The organism is Lacticaseibacillus parakribbianus, assembly GCF_025490915.1.
Taxonomy (GTDB): Bacteria; Bacillota; Bacilli; order Lactobacillales; family Lactobacillaceae; genus Lacticaseibacillus; species Lacticaseibacillus parakribbianus.
Window position 1 is genome coordinate 43,060 of the sequence record NZ_JANQBA010000001.1, and the last position, 16,987, is coordinate 60,046.

Sequence of the window (16,987 nt, forward strand, 5' to 3'; positions counted from 1 at the left end):
AAATGGCGTTGCATCGGATTAAAACGCTTTCTCGACCGAACGCCGAGACCAGAGCCAATTCCACGGCACGGCCGGGCAAAAATTGTTATAATGAGAGCGGCGTTTGCATTGCGGTTTTCAGCGCGAATCAATATAATAGGTAGATTACGTTACGAAGGCAGGAGGACATTATGTTTGTCGATCAAGTCACAGTAGAGGTGCAAGCCGGCAAGGGCGGCGACGGAATGGTCGCGTTCCGGCATGAAAAATTCGTTCCGTTCGGCGGCCCGGCCGGTGGCGACGGCGGCAAGGGGGGCTCCATCATTTTTTACGTCGACCCGGGGCTTCGGACCCTGATGGACTTCCGCTACCAGCGCCACTTCAAGGCCAAGGCCGGCGGCAACGGGCAGGGCAAGCAGATGTACGGCCGCGGGGCCGAAGACGTGCGGCTGGCGGTGCCGGCCGGGACCACCGTGTTCGACGCCGACACCCACGAGCAGGTCGGCGACCTGACCGAACCCGGCGCCACCCTGGTGGTGGCCCGCGGCGGCCGCGGCGGTCGCGGCAACATGCACTTCGTCTCACCGAAAAACACCGCGCCCGAAATCGCTGAGAACGGCGAGCCGGGCCAGCACCGCTTCGTCACGCTGGAGCTCAAGGTGCTGGCCGACGTCGGTCTGGTCGGCTTCCCGTCGGTCGGCAAGTCGACGCTGTTGTCAGTGGTCACCAAGGCCAAGCCCAAAATTGCGGCCTATCAGTTCACCACCCTGGTGCCCAACCTCGGCATGGTGCAGCTGCCGGACGGCTCGGACTTTGTCATGGCGGATCTACCCGGGCTGATTGAGGGCGCCAGCACCGGCGTAGGGTTAGGGTTCCAGTTCCTGCGCCACGTCGAACGCACCCGCGTGATTTTGCACCTGGTGGAAATGGATCCGGATAACGGCCGCGAGCCGCTGACCGACTACCACCAGATCAGACGCGAGCTTGAAACCTACGACGACACCATTTTGAGCCGGCCGCAGCTGGTGGTCGCCACCAAGATGGACGTGCCCGGCGCCGCGGAACGCTTCGCCGCATTCAAGGCGGCGCTGATTGAAGAAGGGGTGCAGCCGGCGCAGATCTACGCGATTTCAAGCATCACCCACGACGGTGTGGCCGCCTTGATGCAAGACACCGCGGCGGCCTTGGCCACCGCCCCGGTCTTCACCCCGAAGTCCCGGGCCCTGGCCAACGCGACTTACCAGTTCGCCCCGAAGTCAACCGAGCTTGAGGTCACCCGCGACGCGGATGGCACCTTCATCCTCAGCGGCGAGAAGGTCGAGCGGCTGTTCAAGATGGCCAACCTGGACCACGACGACGGCGCGATTCGCTTCGCCCGTCAGCTGCGCAGCATCGGCGTCGACGACGCGCTGCGGGAGGCCGGCGCCCAAACCGGCGACCTGGTGGCCATCGACGACTTCACCTTCGAGTTCGTCGAATAGTTGGCACAAGGAGTGGGAGGCGACCACATGGCGAAGGCAAAACATCGCTACATTGGGGGATTCGACGGGATGCGGACGATCGGCGTGATCGGCGTCATCTTGTATCACCTGCGGCCCGAGCTGTTTCGCGGTGGGTACCTGGGGGTGCTCATCTTTCTGGCAATTTCTGGTTACCTGATCACCGACGGCTTCATTCGCCACAACGACGCCGGTGAGGGGCTGGCGCTGCCGAGCTTTTGGGCCCGTCGCGCCAAGCGGCTGTACCCGGCGCTGGTCGCGGTGCTGTTCGGCACCGGGGCGTGGATGGTGCTGTTTTCCCGGGATCTGCTGCTGAATTTTCACAAAATCGTGCTGGCCAACCTGACCTTCACCTACAACTGGTGGCAGATTTTCAACGGCCAGTCGTACTTCGCGCGGTTCGCCAACAATGAGTCGCCGTTCACGCACCTGTGGACCTTGTCGATCGAGGGCCAGTTCTACCTGCTGTGGCCGCTGGCGTTCCTACTTTTGATCAAGTTGGTCAAAAAGCCCGAGCGGCGCTTCCAGATCACGCTGGGCATCGCGGCCTTGAGTGGGGTGTGGATGGCCATTCTGGCGCTGCTGCACCCGACCGGCGATCCCAGCCGGCTGTACTACGGCTCCGACACCCGGCTGTTCGGCCTGATGCTCGGTGCGGCCTTGGCCTTCGTCTGGCCCTCGACCCGCCTGGCGCGGCACCTCAACCGCCGCGCCGCGCTGGCGCTTGATCTGATCGGGACCGCGGCGGCGGCCGTGATGGTTTGGGGGATGCTCAGCCTGGACGCGGATGGCCGCACGCTTTACCTCGGCGGGATGTTCGGCTTCACCCTGGCGACGGTGCTGCTGATCGCGGTGGTCGCCTCGCCGGCCACCTTGTGGGGGCGGCTGTTGAGCAACCCGGTGTTTCACTGGGTCGGCTCGCGCAGCTACGGCATCTACTTGTACCAGTTCCCCGTGATGATTTTTTGGGAAAACGGCTTTAAGAACATCGCCGACCACCCGGTGCTGTACCCGGTGCTTGAGGTGCTGTTGATTCTGGCCATTTCGGAGCTCTCGTACCGCTTCATCGAGCAGTCACTGGCGCATCTGGACTACCGCCACCTGTGGGGCAGCCTCAAGGCGCTGGTCAACCCCAAGCTGGCGCTGCGCCGCACCCGCATCGTCTGCGGCGTTGCCGCGCTGATTCTGGCGCTTGGGACCGTCGGGATGATCATGGCGCCTGGGGTCAAGGACACGGCCAACGATTCGGCGGTGGCCAAGAAGCTGCGGGCCAACGAGACCGACAAGGCCCAGCAGCAAAAGGAGCTGGCCGCAGCCCGCAAACGCGTTGCTGCCGCGAAAAAAGCGGCCAGCGAAAAAAAGGCCTCGAGCAGCAGCAAGGCCTCCAGCAGCAGTCAGGCCACGAGCAGCAAAGCCTCAAGCAGTAGCAAGGCCTCAAGCAGCCAGGCGCCGGCCAAGCCCGGGGTCAACGGCGACTTCGTCAAGTACGGTATCAGCCAAGATGCGTTGACCAAGGCGCAGGGCGTCACGCTGACGGCGGTTGGCGACTCGGTGATGCTTGACGCCAAGCCGACGCTGCAAAAGCTGATGCCCAAGTCCTTCATCGACGCCAGCGTGTCCCGCCAGCTGTACAAGAGCGTGGACATCGTCAAGCGCTACGCCCAAACCGGGGCGTTGGCCAGCACGGTGGTGATCGGCCTTGGCACCAACGGCCCGTTCACCACCGCCCAGATGGGGGAGATGATGGCGGCAATCGGCAGCCAGCGCCAGGTGTTTTGGATCAACGTTCACGTGCCGACCAGGCCGTGGCAAAACACGGTCAACGCGACCCTGCAGGCCGCGACCAAGCGCTACGCGAACCTGACCGTCATCGACTGGCAAAGCTACTGCAAGGACCACCGCAGCTGGTTTTACAACGACCTCGTTCACCCGAACCCCGAAGGCGCCAAGTACTACGTCGCCTTTGTGACCAAGGAAATCATGGCGCATCTGAAAACCAGCAACTAAGCTTGGAAGCGAGGCGCGACAGCGCCTCGCTTCTTTGCGCAGGGCCGCGCAATCCCCCGGTTGTTTGTGGTAAACTAATGAGTAGTTCGCACCGCGGTGCATAGATAGGAAGAAGTCAATGGAACTATTATTCTTAGGAACCGGGGCGGGTTCGCCCTCCAAGACCCGCAACGTGTCGAGCCTGGCCTTGAAGCTTTTGGACGAGCGCAACGAGGTCTGGCTGTTCGACTGCGGGGAGGGAACCCAGCACCAGATTCTGAAAACCAACATCCGGCCGCGCAAGGTGACCAAGATTTTCATCACCCACCTGCACGGCGACCACATTTTCGGCCTGCCAGGCTTTTTGGCCAGCCGTGCCAACCAAGGCGGCGAGGAACCGCTGACCATCTACGGCCCCGCCGGCATCGAGCGGTTCGTTCGAACCAGCCTGCAGGTCACCCAGACCAGACTGCCGTACAAGCTGAACTTCGTGCTGCTGGAAACGCCGGGGCCAATTCTTGAGGACGCGACCTTCCGGGTCAGCTTCGCCGCCCTCAGCCACCGGGTGGCGAGCTTCGGCTTTCGGGTCGAGGAGCTGCCGCATCCCGGCGAGCTGCTGATCGACAAGGTGCGAGCGGCCGGCATTCCCAACGGGCCGCTGTACGGCAAGCTCAAGGCGGGGCAGACCGTCACGCTACCGGACGGCCGCAGCTTTTCCGGTACCGACTTCATCGGCGCCGCCCAGCCTGGCCGCACCGTCGCGATTTTCGGCGACACGCGCATGACCCAGGCGACGGTGGCGCTGGCCAAGGGCGCCACCGTGATGGTTCACGAGGCGACCTTTGGCCCGGATGAGAGCCAGCTGGCGCGGCAGTACTACCACACCACCAACCTGCAGGCCGCCAAAATGGCCAAGGAGGCCGGTGTCGGGCGGCTGCTTTTGAACCACATCTCCGCCAGGTACGTCGGCCAGGCCGCCCTGCAGCTTCAAAAATCCGCTCAGCGCGTCTTTCCGCAGACCCACGTCGTTCGCGACCTGGAGACCATCGACATCCCCTTTGAAAAGGAGTCTTGACATGTTCAGCTTGTTGAATCAGATCGTCGTCGTCACCGGCGGCTCCAGCGGCCTGGGTCGCGCCATCGGGCTCGCCGCCGCTAAGCGCGGCGCCACCGTGGTGTTCCTCGCCCGGCGCCGCGACCGACTGGTGGCGGCCCAGGCCCAGGCCACTGCGCTGTCCGGCCAGCCGGCCTACGCCTACGTCTGCGACGTGGCCGACCCGGTTAGCATCGAGGCCGTGGTCAACCGTATCGCCCGGGAGGTGGGGCCGGTTGACGTGCTGGTGAACGCCGCAGGGTTCGGTCACTTCGAGGACGCCTTGGCGACGGACATGGGGCTGGTCGAGCACATGATGCGCGTCAACGTGCTTGGCACGATGTACATGACGCAGCTGATCGGGCGGGGGATGATCGAACGCCACCGCGGCCACATCGTCAACATCGCCAGCATGGCCGGCAAAATGGCGACGCCAAAGTCCGCGGTGTACTCCGCCACGAAGTTCGCGGTGGTTGGCTACTCCAACGGGCTGCGCCTGGAGTTGCGGCCGTTCGGCGTTCGGGTGACCACCGTCTGCCCGGGGCCGATCGACACCGCGTTTTTCGACGTCGCCCAGGCCAACGCCTACCTGGCGAAGGTCAACTGGATCGTGCTGGATCCCGACCGGCTGGCCGCGCGAATCGTGCGGGCCTTCAACCACCCGGTTCGCGAGATCAACGCGCCGGCGGTGATGAGCCTGGCCGCCGACTTCTACACGCTTGCCCCGCACGTCGGCGATTGGCTGGCCGGCGGCTTATTCAACCGAAAGTAGGCGAATCGAATGAAAAATCAACAGCGCTTAATCGTCGGGCTGGTGATCGCCTTGATCGTGATCATCTTCGCCCTGCTGAATGGCCAGCCGGTGGCCGTCAACTTCTTCGGCGCCGCCTTCAAGTGGCCGCTGATCGTCGTGATCGTCGTGTCGCTGCTGCTCGGCGCCTTGGTCACGCTTCTGGTGTCGACCGCCAGCCTCGCCAAGACCAAAAAAGAAATGGCCGCCCTGACCAAGACCAATCAGGCGCTGGAGGCCGACGTGAAGACCCAGGTGGCCGCAGCCACCAAGGCCAAGGACGCGGAGATCGAAGACCTGCGACGCCAGCTGGCCGCAAGTCATGCCGCGCCGGACAACGCCAACCGACCGGCCCCAGGCACCAAGTAAGCAAGTCTAGCTTGCCGTGAGAAAGCCCCGCATCGCGGGGCTTTTTTGGTCCCGCGACCGCGGTGGTGGCGCCAAGGCGGCGAGGCCAAGCGCTGACGGATGGCGCCGGAAGCGTTTGGCGAAGCCGTCCGCTTGGCGCCGGTGTCGCGTCGTCAAGCCGGCCGCCGGCTCCGCCCTGCGACCGATTTTTGCGCCCAGGCTCGTTTTGACCTTTACTGACCAATGCCTTCTTGGTAAGATGTCCCTGTAGCGGCGACGCCCTTCAACCGCGTATCATGAAGGGGTAGCCCAGACGATCGGCGGCCACTGGCCGCGGTTGCGATGCCAAAGGAGGATGAACATGAATCCAGATAACTTAACCCAGGCCGTCAGTGAGGCGCTGGCCTCGGCCCAGCAAATTGCCGCGGTGCGGCACCACCAGGAAATCGACGTGGCCCACCTGATGAAGGCGCTGGTGCAGCCCAACGCCTTTGCCAGCACCTTGTTCAAGGACGCCGGGGTCAACCTCGACGGGTTGAACGCGGCGATCGACAAGGCCCTGGACGACCTGCCGGTGGTGGAAGGGGCGACCAGCTACGGCCAATCGCTCAGCACGACTTTGTACCAGCTGTTGCAAGACGCCGGCAAGGTCCAAGAGAAGCTGGGCGACACTTACATCGCCACGGAGGCAGTGTTGCTCGCGCTTTTTGACCAGCAGTACCTGCCGATCACCCAGTACCTGACGCAATCCGGGCTGACCGCCAAGAAGCTGACTGACGCGGTGACCAAGGTTCGCGGCGGCGCGAAGGTCACCAGCAAAACCGCGGAGAACAATTACCAAAGCCTCAAAAAATACGGCTCCGACTTGGTCAAAGAGGCGCGAACCGGCAAGATGGACCCGATCATCGGCCGCGACGAGGAGATTCGCAACGTCATTCGCATTCTGTCGCGCAAGACCAAGAACAACCCGGTGTTGATCGGTGAGCCTGGCGTCGGCAAAACGGCGATCGTCGAGGGGCTGGCCCAGCGCATCGTGCGTCAGGACGTGCCGGACAACCTGAAGAACAAGACCATCATCAGCCTGGACATGGGCAGTCTCTTGGCCGGCGCCAAGTACCGCGGTGAGTTTGAGGAGCGGCTCAAGGCCGTGCTCAAGGAGGTCAAGGCGTCTGAGGGGCAGATCATCTTGTTCATCGACGAGATTCACACCATCGTCGGCGCCGGTAAGGCCGAAGGCGCGATGGGCGCCGGTAACCTGCTCAAGCCGATGCTGGCGCGAGGCGAACTGCATCTGATCGGCGCCACCACGCTGGACGAGTACCGCGAAAACATCGAGAAAGACAAGGCGCTGGAGCGGCGCTTCCAGCGGGTGCTGGTCCAGGAGCCGACGGTGGCAGACACCATCTCGATCCTACGCGGTTTGAAGGAACGCTTCGAGATTTTCCACGGCGTTCGCATCCACGATTCGGCCCTGGTCGCCGCGGCGACCTTGTCCAACCGCTACATCACCGACCGTTTCCTGCCGGACAAGGCGATCGACTTGGTCGATGAGGCCAGTGCCAACATCAACGTGGAGATGAACTCCCGCCCAACGGAGCTGGACGTGGCCGAAAGACGCCAGATGCAGCTTGAAATCGAGGCCCAGGCCCTGAGCAAGGAAAGCGACGCGGCGTCTCAAAAGCGGTTGACCCAGCTGCAGGCGGAGTTGGCCGACCTCAAGGAGGAGACCAACAAGCTCAAGGCGCAATGGGCGGCGGAAAAGGCCGACATCAGCGCCGTCAACGACAAGAAGGCGGAGATTGACAAGGCCAAGCACGAGCTGGAAGAAGCCCAGGCCAAATACGACCTGGAGGCGGCCGCCCGGCTTCAGCACGGCACCATTCCGGCGCTTGAAAAGGAGCTCAAGGACATGGAGCAGGCCGACCGCCCCGACGAGTGGCTGGTTCAGGAATCCGTGACCGAAAACGAAATCGCCGCCGTGATCTCGCGGCAAACCGGCATTCCGGTGGCCAAGCTGGTCGAAGGCGACCGCGAGAAGCTTTTGCACCTGGCCGAGCACCTGCACCAGCGCGTGATCGGCCAAGACACCGCGGTGGCGGCGGTCGCCGACGCGGTGCTGCGCTCTCGTGCCGGGCTACAGGACCCCAGCCGACCGCTGGGCAGCTTCATGTTCCTCGGCCCAACCGGGGTGGGGAAGACCGAGTTGGCCAAGGCGCTGGCCGACGCCTTGTTCGACTCGGAAAAGCACATGGTTCGCATCGACATGTCCGAGTACATGGACAAAATCTCGGTGTCGCGCCTGGTCGGCGCGGCGCCGGGCTACGTCGGCTACGAGGAAGGCGGCCAGCTGACCGAGGCGGTGCGGCGCAACCCCTACACCATCGTGCTGCTGGACGAAATTGAAAAGGCCCACCCGGATGTCTTCAACATCTTGCTGCAGGTGCTGGACGACGGTCGCCTGACCGACAGCCAGGGCCGCACGGTGGACTTCAAGAACACCATCATCATCATGACCTCCAACCTCGGCTCCGAGCTGATGCTCGACGGCGCGGCCGATGCCGGCCACATCGAACCCGCGGTTCGCGACCAGGTGATGCAGCTGATTCGCGGCCACTTCAAGCCGGAATTCCTCAACCGCGTCGACGACATCGTGATGTTCGACCCGCTGACGCTGGCCGACGTCGAAAAAATTGCGGTCAAGGACCTCGCCCAGCTGGGCAGCCGCCTGGCGGCTCAAGACATCACGCTGACCGTCACGCCGGCGGCCCAGGAGTGGCTGGCACACAAGGGCTACCAGCCGGCTTACGGGGCCCGGCCGCTGCAGCGGCTGATCACCACGGCGGTGGAAACGCCGCTGGCCCGGGAATTGATCGCCGGCAAGGTGCTGCCGCAAAGCACGGTGACCGTCGGCGTCAAGGACGGGGGTTTGACCTTCACCAGCGCCAAGGCCAGCGAGTAGCTGCCGGATTGGCCGGCGGTGACACCGAAGCAATCCCGTCAAACCGCGTCACGGCGAAAATTTGCTGTTAAGGTCTTGCCTTGACGGCCACTTTCTAGTAAGATAGGTGGTGCTGTGGTAGTCCGCTACCCAAGGCATCGGACAGGGATTTTGCCTTGCATTTTCTCAGATGTCCGGTATAGTAGAAAAGAAATCTAATACAAAGGGGTTTTCCGCTCATGGCAGTTCCAGCACGCAGAACTTCAAAAACCAAGAAGCGTATGCGCCGCGGTCACATCAAGTTGAATGTGCCTAACCTGCAATTCGACGCAACGACCGGCGAATACCGCGTTTCTCACCATGTTTCACCAAAGGGCTTCTACAAAGGCGCCCAAGTGGTCAACAAGAAGTCAGACGCTAACGCGTAACCCAGATGGCTCTGTGCATGCACAGAGCTATTTGTTTGCGCCGAACACGCGGCACATCGTTTTCACAACCAGCTCTCGTGGTATACTGAAGGTATCAGGGCTCAAGGAGGTCACTATGCCAGAAGAGAAAAATTTTGCCGCGTACCTGAACCGGCTGCGCCAGGCCAGCCTGCCGCGCTGGGCCGATCTGCCGCAGTTCGACCTGTACATGGACCAGGTGGTGCAGTACGTCAACGACATCGTCACGCCGCTGGGGCTGGACGAGCTGACCGCGACGATGGTGAACAACTACGTCAAAAAAGGGGTGATCACCAGCCCCTTGAAGAAGAAGTACCACCGCGGCCAGCTGGCCAACATCCTAGTGATTGCGATGCTCAAGCCGGTGTTTGCGCTGGACACCATCGCCGCGGGCATCGACTACCAGCTGCAGGGGCGCGAGAAGCAGCAGGCCTTTGACGCCTTCATCCTCGCGTTCATCGGCGCTGTGCAGCAGGTGAACTCCGATTTCACCGGCGAGGTGTTGATCAACAAGGTCAACCGCCAAGATACTACCAACGTCCAAAGCGCGATGGTCTACCTGGCCATCAACGCCGTGCTGCAAAAAATGCTGGTCGAGGCGATGACCGCGATGGTGACCCCGGCCCAACCCACAAAAAAGAAGGACTAACATGCAACTGACCATACTTTCAACCAGCGACACCCACGGCTTCATCACCCCGACCAACTACGTCCAGCGCGACCTCGACCTGCCGTTCTCGCTGAGCAAGGCCAAGACCGTGATTGACCGGCTCAAGGCCCAGGCCCAAGGCCCCGTGTTGACCATCGAAAACGGCGACTTCGTCCAGGGGTCGCCCTTGGCCTACTACGCCGCGCGGGTGAAGGCGCAACCGGCACTTGAAACGGCGGCTTACAACACGGTGGGGTACGACGCCGGGGTACTGGGCAACCACGAGTTCAATTACGGCCGCGACTACCTGGCTCAGGCGGTGGCGACGCTTGATTACCCGATTCTTTGCGCCAACATTTTGGACCACGGCGAGCCGGCGTTCGGGCGGCCTTACCAGCTGTTTGACAAGGCCGGCGTCAAGGTCGCGGTGCTTGGGCTCACTACCAGCTACATTCCACACTGGGAAGGGGCCGCCAACATTCACGACCTGGAATTCCAAGACGCGGTGAGCGTGGCCAAGGCCTGGGTGCCAAGGCTGCGGGCGCTAGCGGATGTCGTGGTAATCGCCTATCACGGCGGATTCGAGCGCGATTTGGAAACCGGCGAGCCGACCGAGCCCTTGACCGGTGAGAACGTCGGCTACGCGCTGACCCAGGTGCCGGGCGTCGACGCCTTGGTCACCGGCCACCAGCACCGTGAGTTAGCTGGGGTGGTCAACGGGGTGGCGACGACCCAGCCCGGCTACCGCGGGGCGGATGTCGGCGTGATCACGCTGACGCTTTCGCCGAAGGCCGAGGGCGGGTTTGAAGTCACCGACGGTCAGGCCAGTCTGGCGGCGACGGCTGAGGCTGCGGCGAACCCGGCGGTGCTGGACAGCGTCGCGGCCACCAGCGCGGCGGTTGAGGACTGGCTGGACGCGCCGCTTGGGCAAGTCAGGGGCGACATGACCATCACCGATCCCTTCGCCGCGCGGGTCCACGAACACCCGTACATCGAGCTGATCAACCGGGTGCAGATGGCCGCCACCGGCACCGACATCGCCGGCACCGCCTTGTTCAACAACGAGGGCCGCGGCTTTGGCAGCCAGATCACCATGCGCGATGTGGTCACCAACTACATCTACCCGAATACCTTGGCGGTCGTGGCGCTGAGCGGCGCCGACCTCAAGGCGGCGCTTGAGCAAGACGCCGAGTACTTCAGCCTGGTCGACGGCCGTCTGGTGGTCACCGAGCGCTTCGCCTCACCCAAGCCTCAACACTACAACTACGACATGTACCACGGCATCGACTACACGCTGGACATCACCAAGCCGGTCGGCAGTCGGGTCACCGAGCTGGCCTACCACGGCCGGCCGGTCGGGCCGACGCAGGTGCTTGAGGTGACGGTCAATCAGTACCGGGCGGCCGGCGGCGGGGATTTTGCGATGTTAGACGCCAGCAAGGTCGTGCGGGAGAACCAAAAGGACATGACCGAGCTGATCGCCGATTACCTGCGCGACCACCCGGTGATTGACGCGGTGGCCGATGGGAACTTCCGCGTGATCGGCTGATGTGACAGCCAGTCACTTTTTGGTTGTGTTTTGGGCCGCGACTTGTTACGGTTAGGACAACTCAATACCAAAGGATGGATCTCGATGACACATTTTTCCAAACTCGCAGTGCTCGGGGCCGCGGCGATGGCAACGCTTGTGCTGGCCGGCTGCGGCAAGACGCTGACCACCACCAAAACTAGCTACAAGCAAAGCGGCATGGTCGCGGTAATCAAAGGTGAGGCCAAGGGGGCCAAAACCGTCCGTTACACCGGCGCGGTCAAGCCTGGCACGGTCAAGGTCAACAGTGACGCCTTCGTGATCACCGTGCCGATGACGGCAAGTGAGCAAACCGTGACGCTGAAGGCCGGTGACCTGACCCACAAGGTGACGGTCCACGCCGCCAAGGTGCTGGGCGACTACCAGAAGATTCAAAAGGCCTACAACCAAGCGGTGATCGCCACCGCTCTGCCCAAGGACATTCAAAAACAGCTGAAGGCCGCCACCGACGCCAAGAAGACGGATGTGACCAAGCTCACGCCGACCCAGCAGGCGGCGGTGGAGACCCAGCGGCAAAACGTGGCGGCCGCGATGGCCCGCGCCAAGGTCGCGACCAAAGACGAGCAGCTGCCGGCAAGCGTTGAGGGCTTAAAGCAGGTCCTCAAGGGCAACGGTGGCACGGTTCGCATGAACGTTCAAGACGGTCAGGTGCTGGGCATCACCGACATCGTGCCGCTCAAGGCGCTGAAGGACAAGGCGGCCCAAACCGCGTTTGGCACTCAGTTTGCGCTTTTGGCCAGTGCCACCGGGGCCGAGGCCAAGACGGTTTTGAGCAAGTTCAACCAGGCGACCAAGGACGCCGATGGCAGCGCGACGACCATCGCGACGATCACCTCCAACGGCGTCAAGTTCAACGTCGGCTTTTCGACCAGTGACCTGTACGTTTACATCACCAAGTGACGCCAAACACGGCGGTTGCCCAATGAAGGCAGCCGCCGTGTTTGGTTTTTGGCCGCATGAAAAAGGCGCAACCGCTGGGTTACGCCTTTTTGCTTTTGCTGGTTTCCGGATCGAAGTACGCCATGGTCGGTGGCAGCAGGAAAAGCAGGACTGCAAAGACCAAACCGACGATCAGGCTTGTCTTGGGATCAAAGGTGTTGCCGGCCAGCGCACTGACCAGGAAGCCGACGACCTCGCCGAGCAGGGCACCCCAGACGATGGTAACAAAATAGCGCATAGTCATCCCTCTTTTCTAAGTTATCTTAACACGTCGCGGCCAAAAAGCAACCGTCGCCGGCACAAACCCCTGTTCGCGTTGCGCGGGTCGTTCGGGTATAATGGGCTTGAGGTGGCGAAATGATGTTCACGCACATACAAGTCCAAAGCAGCTTCACGCTGCTCAACGGGCCGCTCACGGTCAAGGAAATCGTGGCGACGGCCCAAGAACGTGGCTTCTCCGCCGTTGCGCTGACCGATGTCAACGTGATGTACGGGGTGGTCGATTTTTACCGGCAGGCCCAGGCGGCCAAGCTCAAGCCGCTGCTGGGGATGCGGCTTGAGCTGCCGGATGCCCAGGCGGTGCTGATTGCCGAAACCACGGCGGGGTACCATCAGCTGCTGCGGCTGTCCAGTGCCATCAAGCTGGCGCAGACGCCGCCGAATCTGGCCGCGCTGCCTGAGTTGACCGGCATCGCCGCCATCGTGCCCGGCAGCTACCTGCAAAGTGAGGCCTTTCAGGCGCTGAAGCAACCGGCCACAGCGGTGTTTGACGCGCTTTTGACCAAGCGGCCGGCCAGCCTGTACCTGGGGCTTGAGCCCAACCAGCTTGACTCCGAGCTGCCGGCCTTCGCCCAGGCCCATGATCTGCAACCGCTGGCGCTCAGCCGCGTCTGTTACAAAGACCCGACCGACGCGTTCACCCAAAAGGTGATGCAGGCGATCGGCGCCGGCACCCAGCTGAACTTTCGCGACCCGACCCTGCAAGACGCCGGGGGCGACTGGCTGATGCCACCGGCCATGGCGGCGGCACCGTTCGAGGCGGCCGGACAACAGCAGGCTCTGGCCAACCTGGCGGCGCTGGTCGACCGCGCCGACGCGACGATTGCCTTTCGCGAGCCGCAGCTGCCGCACTACCCGGTGCCGGGGGGGCAGCCTGCCGCGGCCTACCTCAGGCGCTTGGCCACCGCGGGGCTGGCCAAGCGCTTCGCGACCGCGGTGCCCGACGACTACCGCAAGCGCCTGGATTACGAGCTAGGCGTGATTTCGGAAATGGGTTTTGATGACTACTTCCTAGTGGTGTGGGACGTGATGAACCACGCGCATGAGGTCGGTATCATGACCGGCCCGGGGCGGGGATCGGCGGCCGGGGCCCTGGTGGCTTACGCTTTGGCGATCACCGAGGTCGACCCAATCGAATACAACCTGCTGTTCGAGCGCTTCTTGAATCCGGCTCGGGCCAACATGCCGGACATTGACTTGGACATTCCGGATAACCGGCGCGGCGAGCTGATTCGCTACGTGCATGATCGCTACGGGCAAGACCACATGGCGCAGATCATCACCTTCGGCACCTTTGGGGCCAAGCAGGCGCTGCGCGACGTCGCCCGGGTCTTTGGCCTCAGCCAGTTTGACGCCAACAAGTGGAGTGCGGCGATTCCCAACCAGTTTCACATCGATCTGAAGGCGGCCTACCAGCAGTCGCTGCCGCTGCGCAACTTGGTGGCCGATGCCGACCAAAATCGGCTGCTGTTCACCACCGCGTTGGCGCTTGAGGGGCTGCCGCGCCACGACTCGACCCACGCCGCTGGGATCGTGCTGGCCGAAGAGCCCTTGACCGACACGGTCGCGTTGCAAGACGGCGGCGACGGCATCGCCCAGACGCAGGTGCCGATGGGGGACGTCGAGGCCCTGGGACTGCTCAAAATGGACTTTTTGGGCCTGCGCAACCTGACGCTGTTGGCCAACGCCACCAAGACCATTCAGCAGCTGACCGGCAAGCCCTTTGACCCCAAGGCCATCCCGCTGGACGACCAAGAGACGCTGCGCTTATTCGCACGTGGGGACACCTCGGGGGTGTTTCAGTTCGAGTCCAACGGCATTCGCGCGGTGCTACGGCGGATGCGGCCGAGCCGTTTTGAGGACGTGATTGCGACCAACGCCTTGTACCGACCGGGGCCGATGGAGCAGATCGATACCTACATCGCCAGGAAAAACGGGCAGCAGCCGATCACCTACCCGGCGGCCGCCTTGGCGCCAATTCTGGCGCCGACCTACGGGGTTTTGGTCTACCAGGAGCAGGTGATGCAGGTGGCCAGCGTCATGGGCGGCCTGTCGCTTGGCGAAGCCGACCTGCTGCGCCGGGCGATGTCCAAGAAAAAGCAGGCTGTGATTGAGGCCGAACGGGTGAAGTTCATGGCCGGCGCTCGGCAAAAGGGCTACGAAGAAATGGTCGCCCAAACGGTTTACGCCTACATCGAGCGGTTCGCGCAGTACGGGTTCAACCGCTCGCACTCGGTCGCCTACTCCAAAATCGCTTTTTGGCTGGCCTACATCAAGGTGCATTACCCGACGGCCTTTTACGCCGCCTTGATGAACGCCAACCTCGCCAACACCGGCAAGCTGCGCCAGTACGTGCAGGAGCTCAAGTCGCGCAAGGTGCCGGTCCTGGGCCCGGACATCAACCGCTCCGGTCGCGTGTTCCGGCTGGAGGGCCATGGGCTGCGCTTCGGGCTGCTGTCGCTTCAAGGGGTGCGGCGCGATCTGGTCGATGCAATCCTTGAGGCCCGTGGGGCCAAGCCCTTTGCCGACCTGCGCGATCTGATGCAGCGGCTGGATTCCAAATGGCTGCGGCCGGAGACCTTCACGCCGTTCGTCCAGGCCGGGGCCTTTGACGGCTTCGACGCCAACCGGGCCCAGGTTCAGGCCAATCTGGGTGAGCTGATCGATTCGGTTCGCCTGGCCGGCAACGACGTCGGGCTGTTCGCGGCGCTGGCACCCAAGCTCGTGCGGGTGCCGGAGATGCCGGCGACCGAGCGGCTGGACCAGGAGGCCGCGGTGCTCGGCGTTTACCTGTCCGGCCACCCGGTGGATCGCTACGTCCAGGCACTGGCGCCGTTCGTCGCGCTCACCCCGGCGGCGGCCCTCGAAGCGGAGCAAAGCGTGGCGGTGGTGCTGGTGGTGCGGCGCATCAAGCGCATTCGCACCAAGAAGGGGCAAGAGATGGCCTTCATCGATGGGCAAGACGGTAGTGGGACGCTGTCCGTCACGGTGTTTCCAAAGCTGTACCCGACCATTGCGACGCTTGAGGCCAACACGGTGGTGCTTGTCAGGGGCCGCACCGAGGCGCGTGACGGCATCGCACTGTTGGCCAGCGCCATCGAGCCGGCCGCCGCGGCAGTGGCGGCGACGCCGCGTCAGCGGTTGTTTTTGCGGTTGGCTCCGACGCTTGACCAAGACGCCAAGCAAGCTTTGCTGAAAATGCTTACATCCAGCCGCGGCCAGGTGCCGGTGATCACGGTGTCGGCCGCAACCCGCGACAGCGTGATGCTCGATCGTCGCTACTGGGTGACGCCGGATGCCGACCTGCTGGCGGGGGTCGAGGGGCTGATTGGCGCCGGCAACGCGGTGCTTCAAGACGTTAAACGTCACTAGGAAAAAACGAAATTCTCGGGGTGAAGACGGGACTTTCTTTCTGAAAAGTGATATGCTTAACGAGTATTTGGGGGCCGTTATGGTCCTTAAAAGAAAACGCATGAGGTGAAATGATGAAACGCATTGGGATTATGACCAGTGGCGGCGACGCACCGGGCATGAACGCCGCAGTTCGTGCCGTTGCGCGCAAGGCGATTACTGAAGGCCTCGAAGTCTACGGGATCAATTACGGTTTCGCAGGGCTGGTTGCCGGCGACATCTTCAAGATGGAAGCCGCAACGGTCAGCGACATGATTTCCCGTGGTGGCACGATGCTCTTCTCCGCGCGTTACCCTGAATTCGCGCAGGAAGAGACCCAGCTCAAGGGCATCGAACAGCTGAACAAGTTCGGCATCGATGCGCTGGTTGTCATCGGCGGCGACGGCTCCTACCACGGGGCACTGCGCCTGACCGAGCATGGTTACAATGCGATCGGCCTGCCGGGCACGATCGACAACGACATTCCGTACACCGACTTCACGATCGGCTTCGACACCGCGGTCAACACCGCGCTTGACGCCATCGACAAGCTGTCCGACACCGCCGCCTCCCACGAACGCACCTTCGTGGTCGAGGTCATGGGTCGTGGCGCCGGTGACATCGCACTGTGGGCCGGCGTTGCCGGTGGTGCCGCCGATGTCATCATTCCGGAACACGACTTCGACGTCGAGGCCGTGGCCGCCAAGCTGAAGTCCAGCCGCGAACGCGGCCAAAAGCACGCGATCATCGTGCTGGCCGAAGGCGTGATGCACGCCGACGAGTTCGCCGCCAAGCTTAACCAGTATGGCGACTTCCAAACCCGGGCCACGGTGCTGGGCCACGTCCAGCGCGGCGGCAGCCCGACGGCCAAGGATCGCGTCTTGGCCTCCAAGATGGGCGCCTACGCCGTTGAACTGCTGATGCAGGGTAAGGGTGGTCTGGCCATCGGCATCCAGAACAACCAGTTGGTCAACCACGCGATGACCGACCTGTTCAACTCGAAGCACGAGACAGAGGTTTCCCTCTACAAGTTGGCGGAAGACCTGTCCTACTAATCTGTTAA

Annotated in this window: 13 protein-coding genes; 12 read left to right on the forward strand and 1 reads right to left on the reverse strand. The window is 62.9% G+C overall.

Going from position 1 to position 16,987, the window contains the following annotated elements; translation table 11 throughout:
* Window positions 1-170 precede the first annotated feature (170 nt).
* The 10 genes from obgE to NUH19_RS00270 all read left to right on the forward strand — a co-directional run bounded on the left by obgE (window position 171) and on the right by NUH19_RS00270 (window position 12,216).
* Window positions 171-1,460 (forward strand): GTPase ObgE, encoded by a 1,290-nt coding sequence (gene obgE, locus NUH19_RS00225; protein ID WP_262314549.1) that lies wholly within the window; start codon window positions 171-173, stop codon window positions 1,458-1,460.
* 27 nt (window positions 1,461-1,487) lie between these two features.
* The gene (locus tag NUH19_RS00230) at window positions 1,488-3,485 is read left to right on the forward strand and encodes an acyltransferase family protein (RefSeq protein WP_262314550.1); all 1,998 of its coding nucleotides are present in this window, start codon (window positions 1,488-1,490) and stop codon (window positions 3,483-3,485) included.
* A gap of 118 nt (window positions 3,486-3,603) precedes the next feature.
* Entirely contained in the window at window positions 3,604-4,539 is a 936-nt protein-coding gene (gene rnz / locus NUH19_RS00235) for a ribonuclease Z (protein WP_262314551.1), read from the forward strand.
* 1 nt (window position 4,540) lies between these two features.
* On the forward strand, window positions 4,541-5,329 hold the full coding sequence (locus NUH19_RS00240) for an SDR family NAD(P)-dependent oxidoreductase (protein ID WP_262314552.1): 789 nt from the start codon (window positions 4,541-4,543) through the stop codon (window positions 5,327-5,329).
* A gap of 9 nt (window positions 5,330-5,338) precedes the next feature.
* Window positions 5,339-5,716 carry a LapA family protein gene (locus tag NUH19_RS00245; protein ID WP_262314553.1) on the forward strand — a complete coding sequence of 126 codons (378 nt, stop codon included), beginning with the start codon at window positions 5,339-5,341 and terminating at the stop codon, window positions 5,714-5,716.
* A 340-nt stretch (window positions 5,717-6,056) separates the two neighbouring features.
* The gene (clpB, locus tag NUH19_RS00250; protein ID WP_262314554.1) at window positions 6,057-8,654 is read left to right on the forward strand and encodes an ATP-dependent chaperone ClpB; all 2,598 of its coding nucleotides are present in this window, start codon (window positions 6,057-6,059) and stop codon (window positions 8,652-8,654) included.
* Between the two features lie 218 nt (window positions 8,655-8,872).
* On the forward strand, window positions 8,873-9,061 hold the full coding sequence (rpmF, locus tag NUH19_RS00255; protein WP_225047309.1) for a 50S ribosomal protein L32: 189 nt from the start codon (window positions 8,873-8,875) through the stop codon (window positions 9,059-9,061).
* A 115-nt stretch (window positions 9,062-9,176) separates the two neighbouring features.
* Window positions 9,177-9,728, forward strand: coding sequence for a DUF1836 domain-containing protein (locus NUH19_RS00260; protein WP_262314555.1), 552 nt, complete (start codon window positions 9,177-9,179; stop codon window positions 9,726-9,728).
* Between the two features lies 1 nt (window position 9,729).
* The gene (locus tag NUH19_RS00265; protein WP_262314556.1) at window positions 9,730-11,277 is read left to right on the forward strand and encodes a bifunctional metallophosphatase/5'-nucleotidase; all 1,548 of its coding nucleotides are present in this window, start codon (window positions 9,730-9,732) and stop codon (window positions 11,275-11,277) included.
* A gap of 84 nt (window positions 11,278-11,361) precedes the next feature.
* On the forward strand, window positions 11,362-12,216 hold the full coding sequence (locus NUH19_RS00270) for a hypothetical protein (RefSeq protein ID WP_262314557.1): 855 nt from the start codon (window positions 11,362-11,364) through the stop codon (window positions 12,214-12,216).
* A gap of 79 nt (window positions 12,217-12,295) precedes the next feature.
* Here NUH19_RS00270 and NUH19_RS00275 read toward each other — a convergent pair whose 3' ends face one another.
* Window positions 12,296-12,493: a YjzD family protein gene (locus tag NUH19_RS00275; RefSeq protein ID WP_262314558.1), complete on the reverse strand. Its 198-nt coding sequence runs from the start codon at window positions 12,491-12,493 to the stop codon at window positions 12,296-12,298.
* 119 nt (window positions 12,494-12,612) lie between these two features.
* Between NUH19_RS00275 and NUH19_RS00280 the strand changes: the two genes are divergently transcribed.
* Both NUH19_RS00280 and pfkA read left to right on the forward strand, forming a co-directional pair.
* The gene (locus NUH19_RS00280; RefSeq protein WP_262314559.1) at window positions 12,613-15,906 is read left to right on the forward strand and encodes a DNA polymerase III subunit alpha; all 3,294 of its coding nucleotides are present in this window, start codon (window positions 12,613-12,615) and stop codon (window positions 15,904-15,906) included.
* 113 nt (window positions 15,907-16,019) lie between these two features.
* Window positions 16,020-16,979 (forward strand): 6-phosphofructokinase, encoded by a 960-nt coding sequence (gene pfkA / locus NUH19_RS00285; protein WP_262314892.1) that lies wholly within the window; start codon window positions 16,020-16,022, stop codon window positions 16,977-16,979.
* The last annotated feature ends 8 nt before the right edge of the window (window positions 16,980-16,987 follow it).

Bases quoted from the DNA above. Each gene is read 5' to 3' on its own strand.
- NUH19_RS00240 (WP_262314552.1), top strand. From the start codon at position 4,541: ATGTTCAGCTTGTTGAATCAGATCGTCGTCGTCACCGGCGGCTCCAGC.
- NUH19_RS00280 (WP_262314559.1), top strand. From the start codon at position 12,613: ATGATGTTCACGCACATACAAGTCCAAAGCAGCTTCACGCTGCTCAAC.
- NUH19_RS00265 (WP_262314556.1), top strand. From the start codon at position 9,730: ATGCAACTGACCATACTTTCAACCAGCGACACCCACGGCTTCATCACC.
- NUH19_RS00260 (WP_262314555.1), top strand. From the start codon at position 9,177: ATGCCAGAAGAGAAAAATTTTGCCGCGTACCTGAACCGGCTGCGCCAG.
- NUH19_RS00270 (WP_262314557.1), top strand. From the start codon at position 11,362: ATGACACATTTTTCCAAACTCGCAGTGCTCGGGGCCGCGGCGATGGCA.
- obgE (WP_262314549.1), top strand. From the start codon at position 171: ATGTTTGTCGATCAAGTCACAGTAGAGGTGCAAGCCGGCAAGGGCGGC.
- NUH19_RS00275 (WP_262314558.1), bottom strand. From the start codon at position 12,493: ATGCGCTATTTTGTTACCATCGTCTGGGGTGCCCTGCTCGGCGAGGTC.
- clpB (WP_262314554.1), top strand. From the start codon at position 6,057: ATGAATCCAGATAACTTAACCCAGGCCGTCAGTGAGGCGCTGGCCTCG.
- rpmF (WP_225047309.1), top strand. From the start codon at position 8,873: ATGGCAGTTCCAGCACGCAGAACTTCAAAAACCAAGAAGCGTATGCGC.
- NUH19_RS00230 (WP_262314550.1), top strand. From the start codon at position 1,488: ATGGCGAAGGCAAAACATCGCTACATTGGGGGATTCGACGGGATGCGG.
- NUH19_RS00245 (WP_262314553.1), top strand. From the start codon at position 5,339: ATGAAAAATCAACAGCGCTTAATCGTCGGGCTGGTGATCGCCTTGATC.
- rnz (WP_262314551.1), top strand. From the start codon at position 3,604: ATGGAACTATTATTCTTAGGAACCGGGGCGGGTTCGCCCTCCAAGACC.
- pfkA (WP_262314892.1), top strand. From the start codon at position 16,020: ATGAAACGCATTGGGATTATGACCAGTGGCGGCGACGCACCGGGCATG.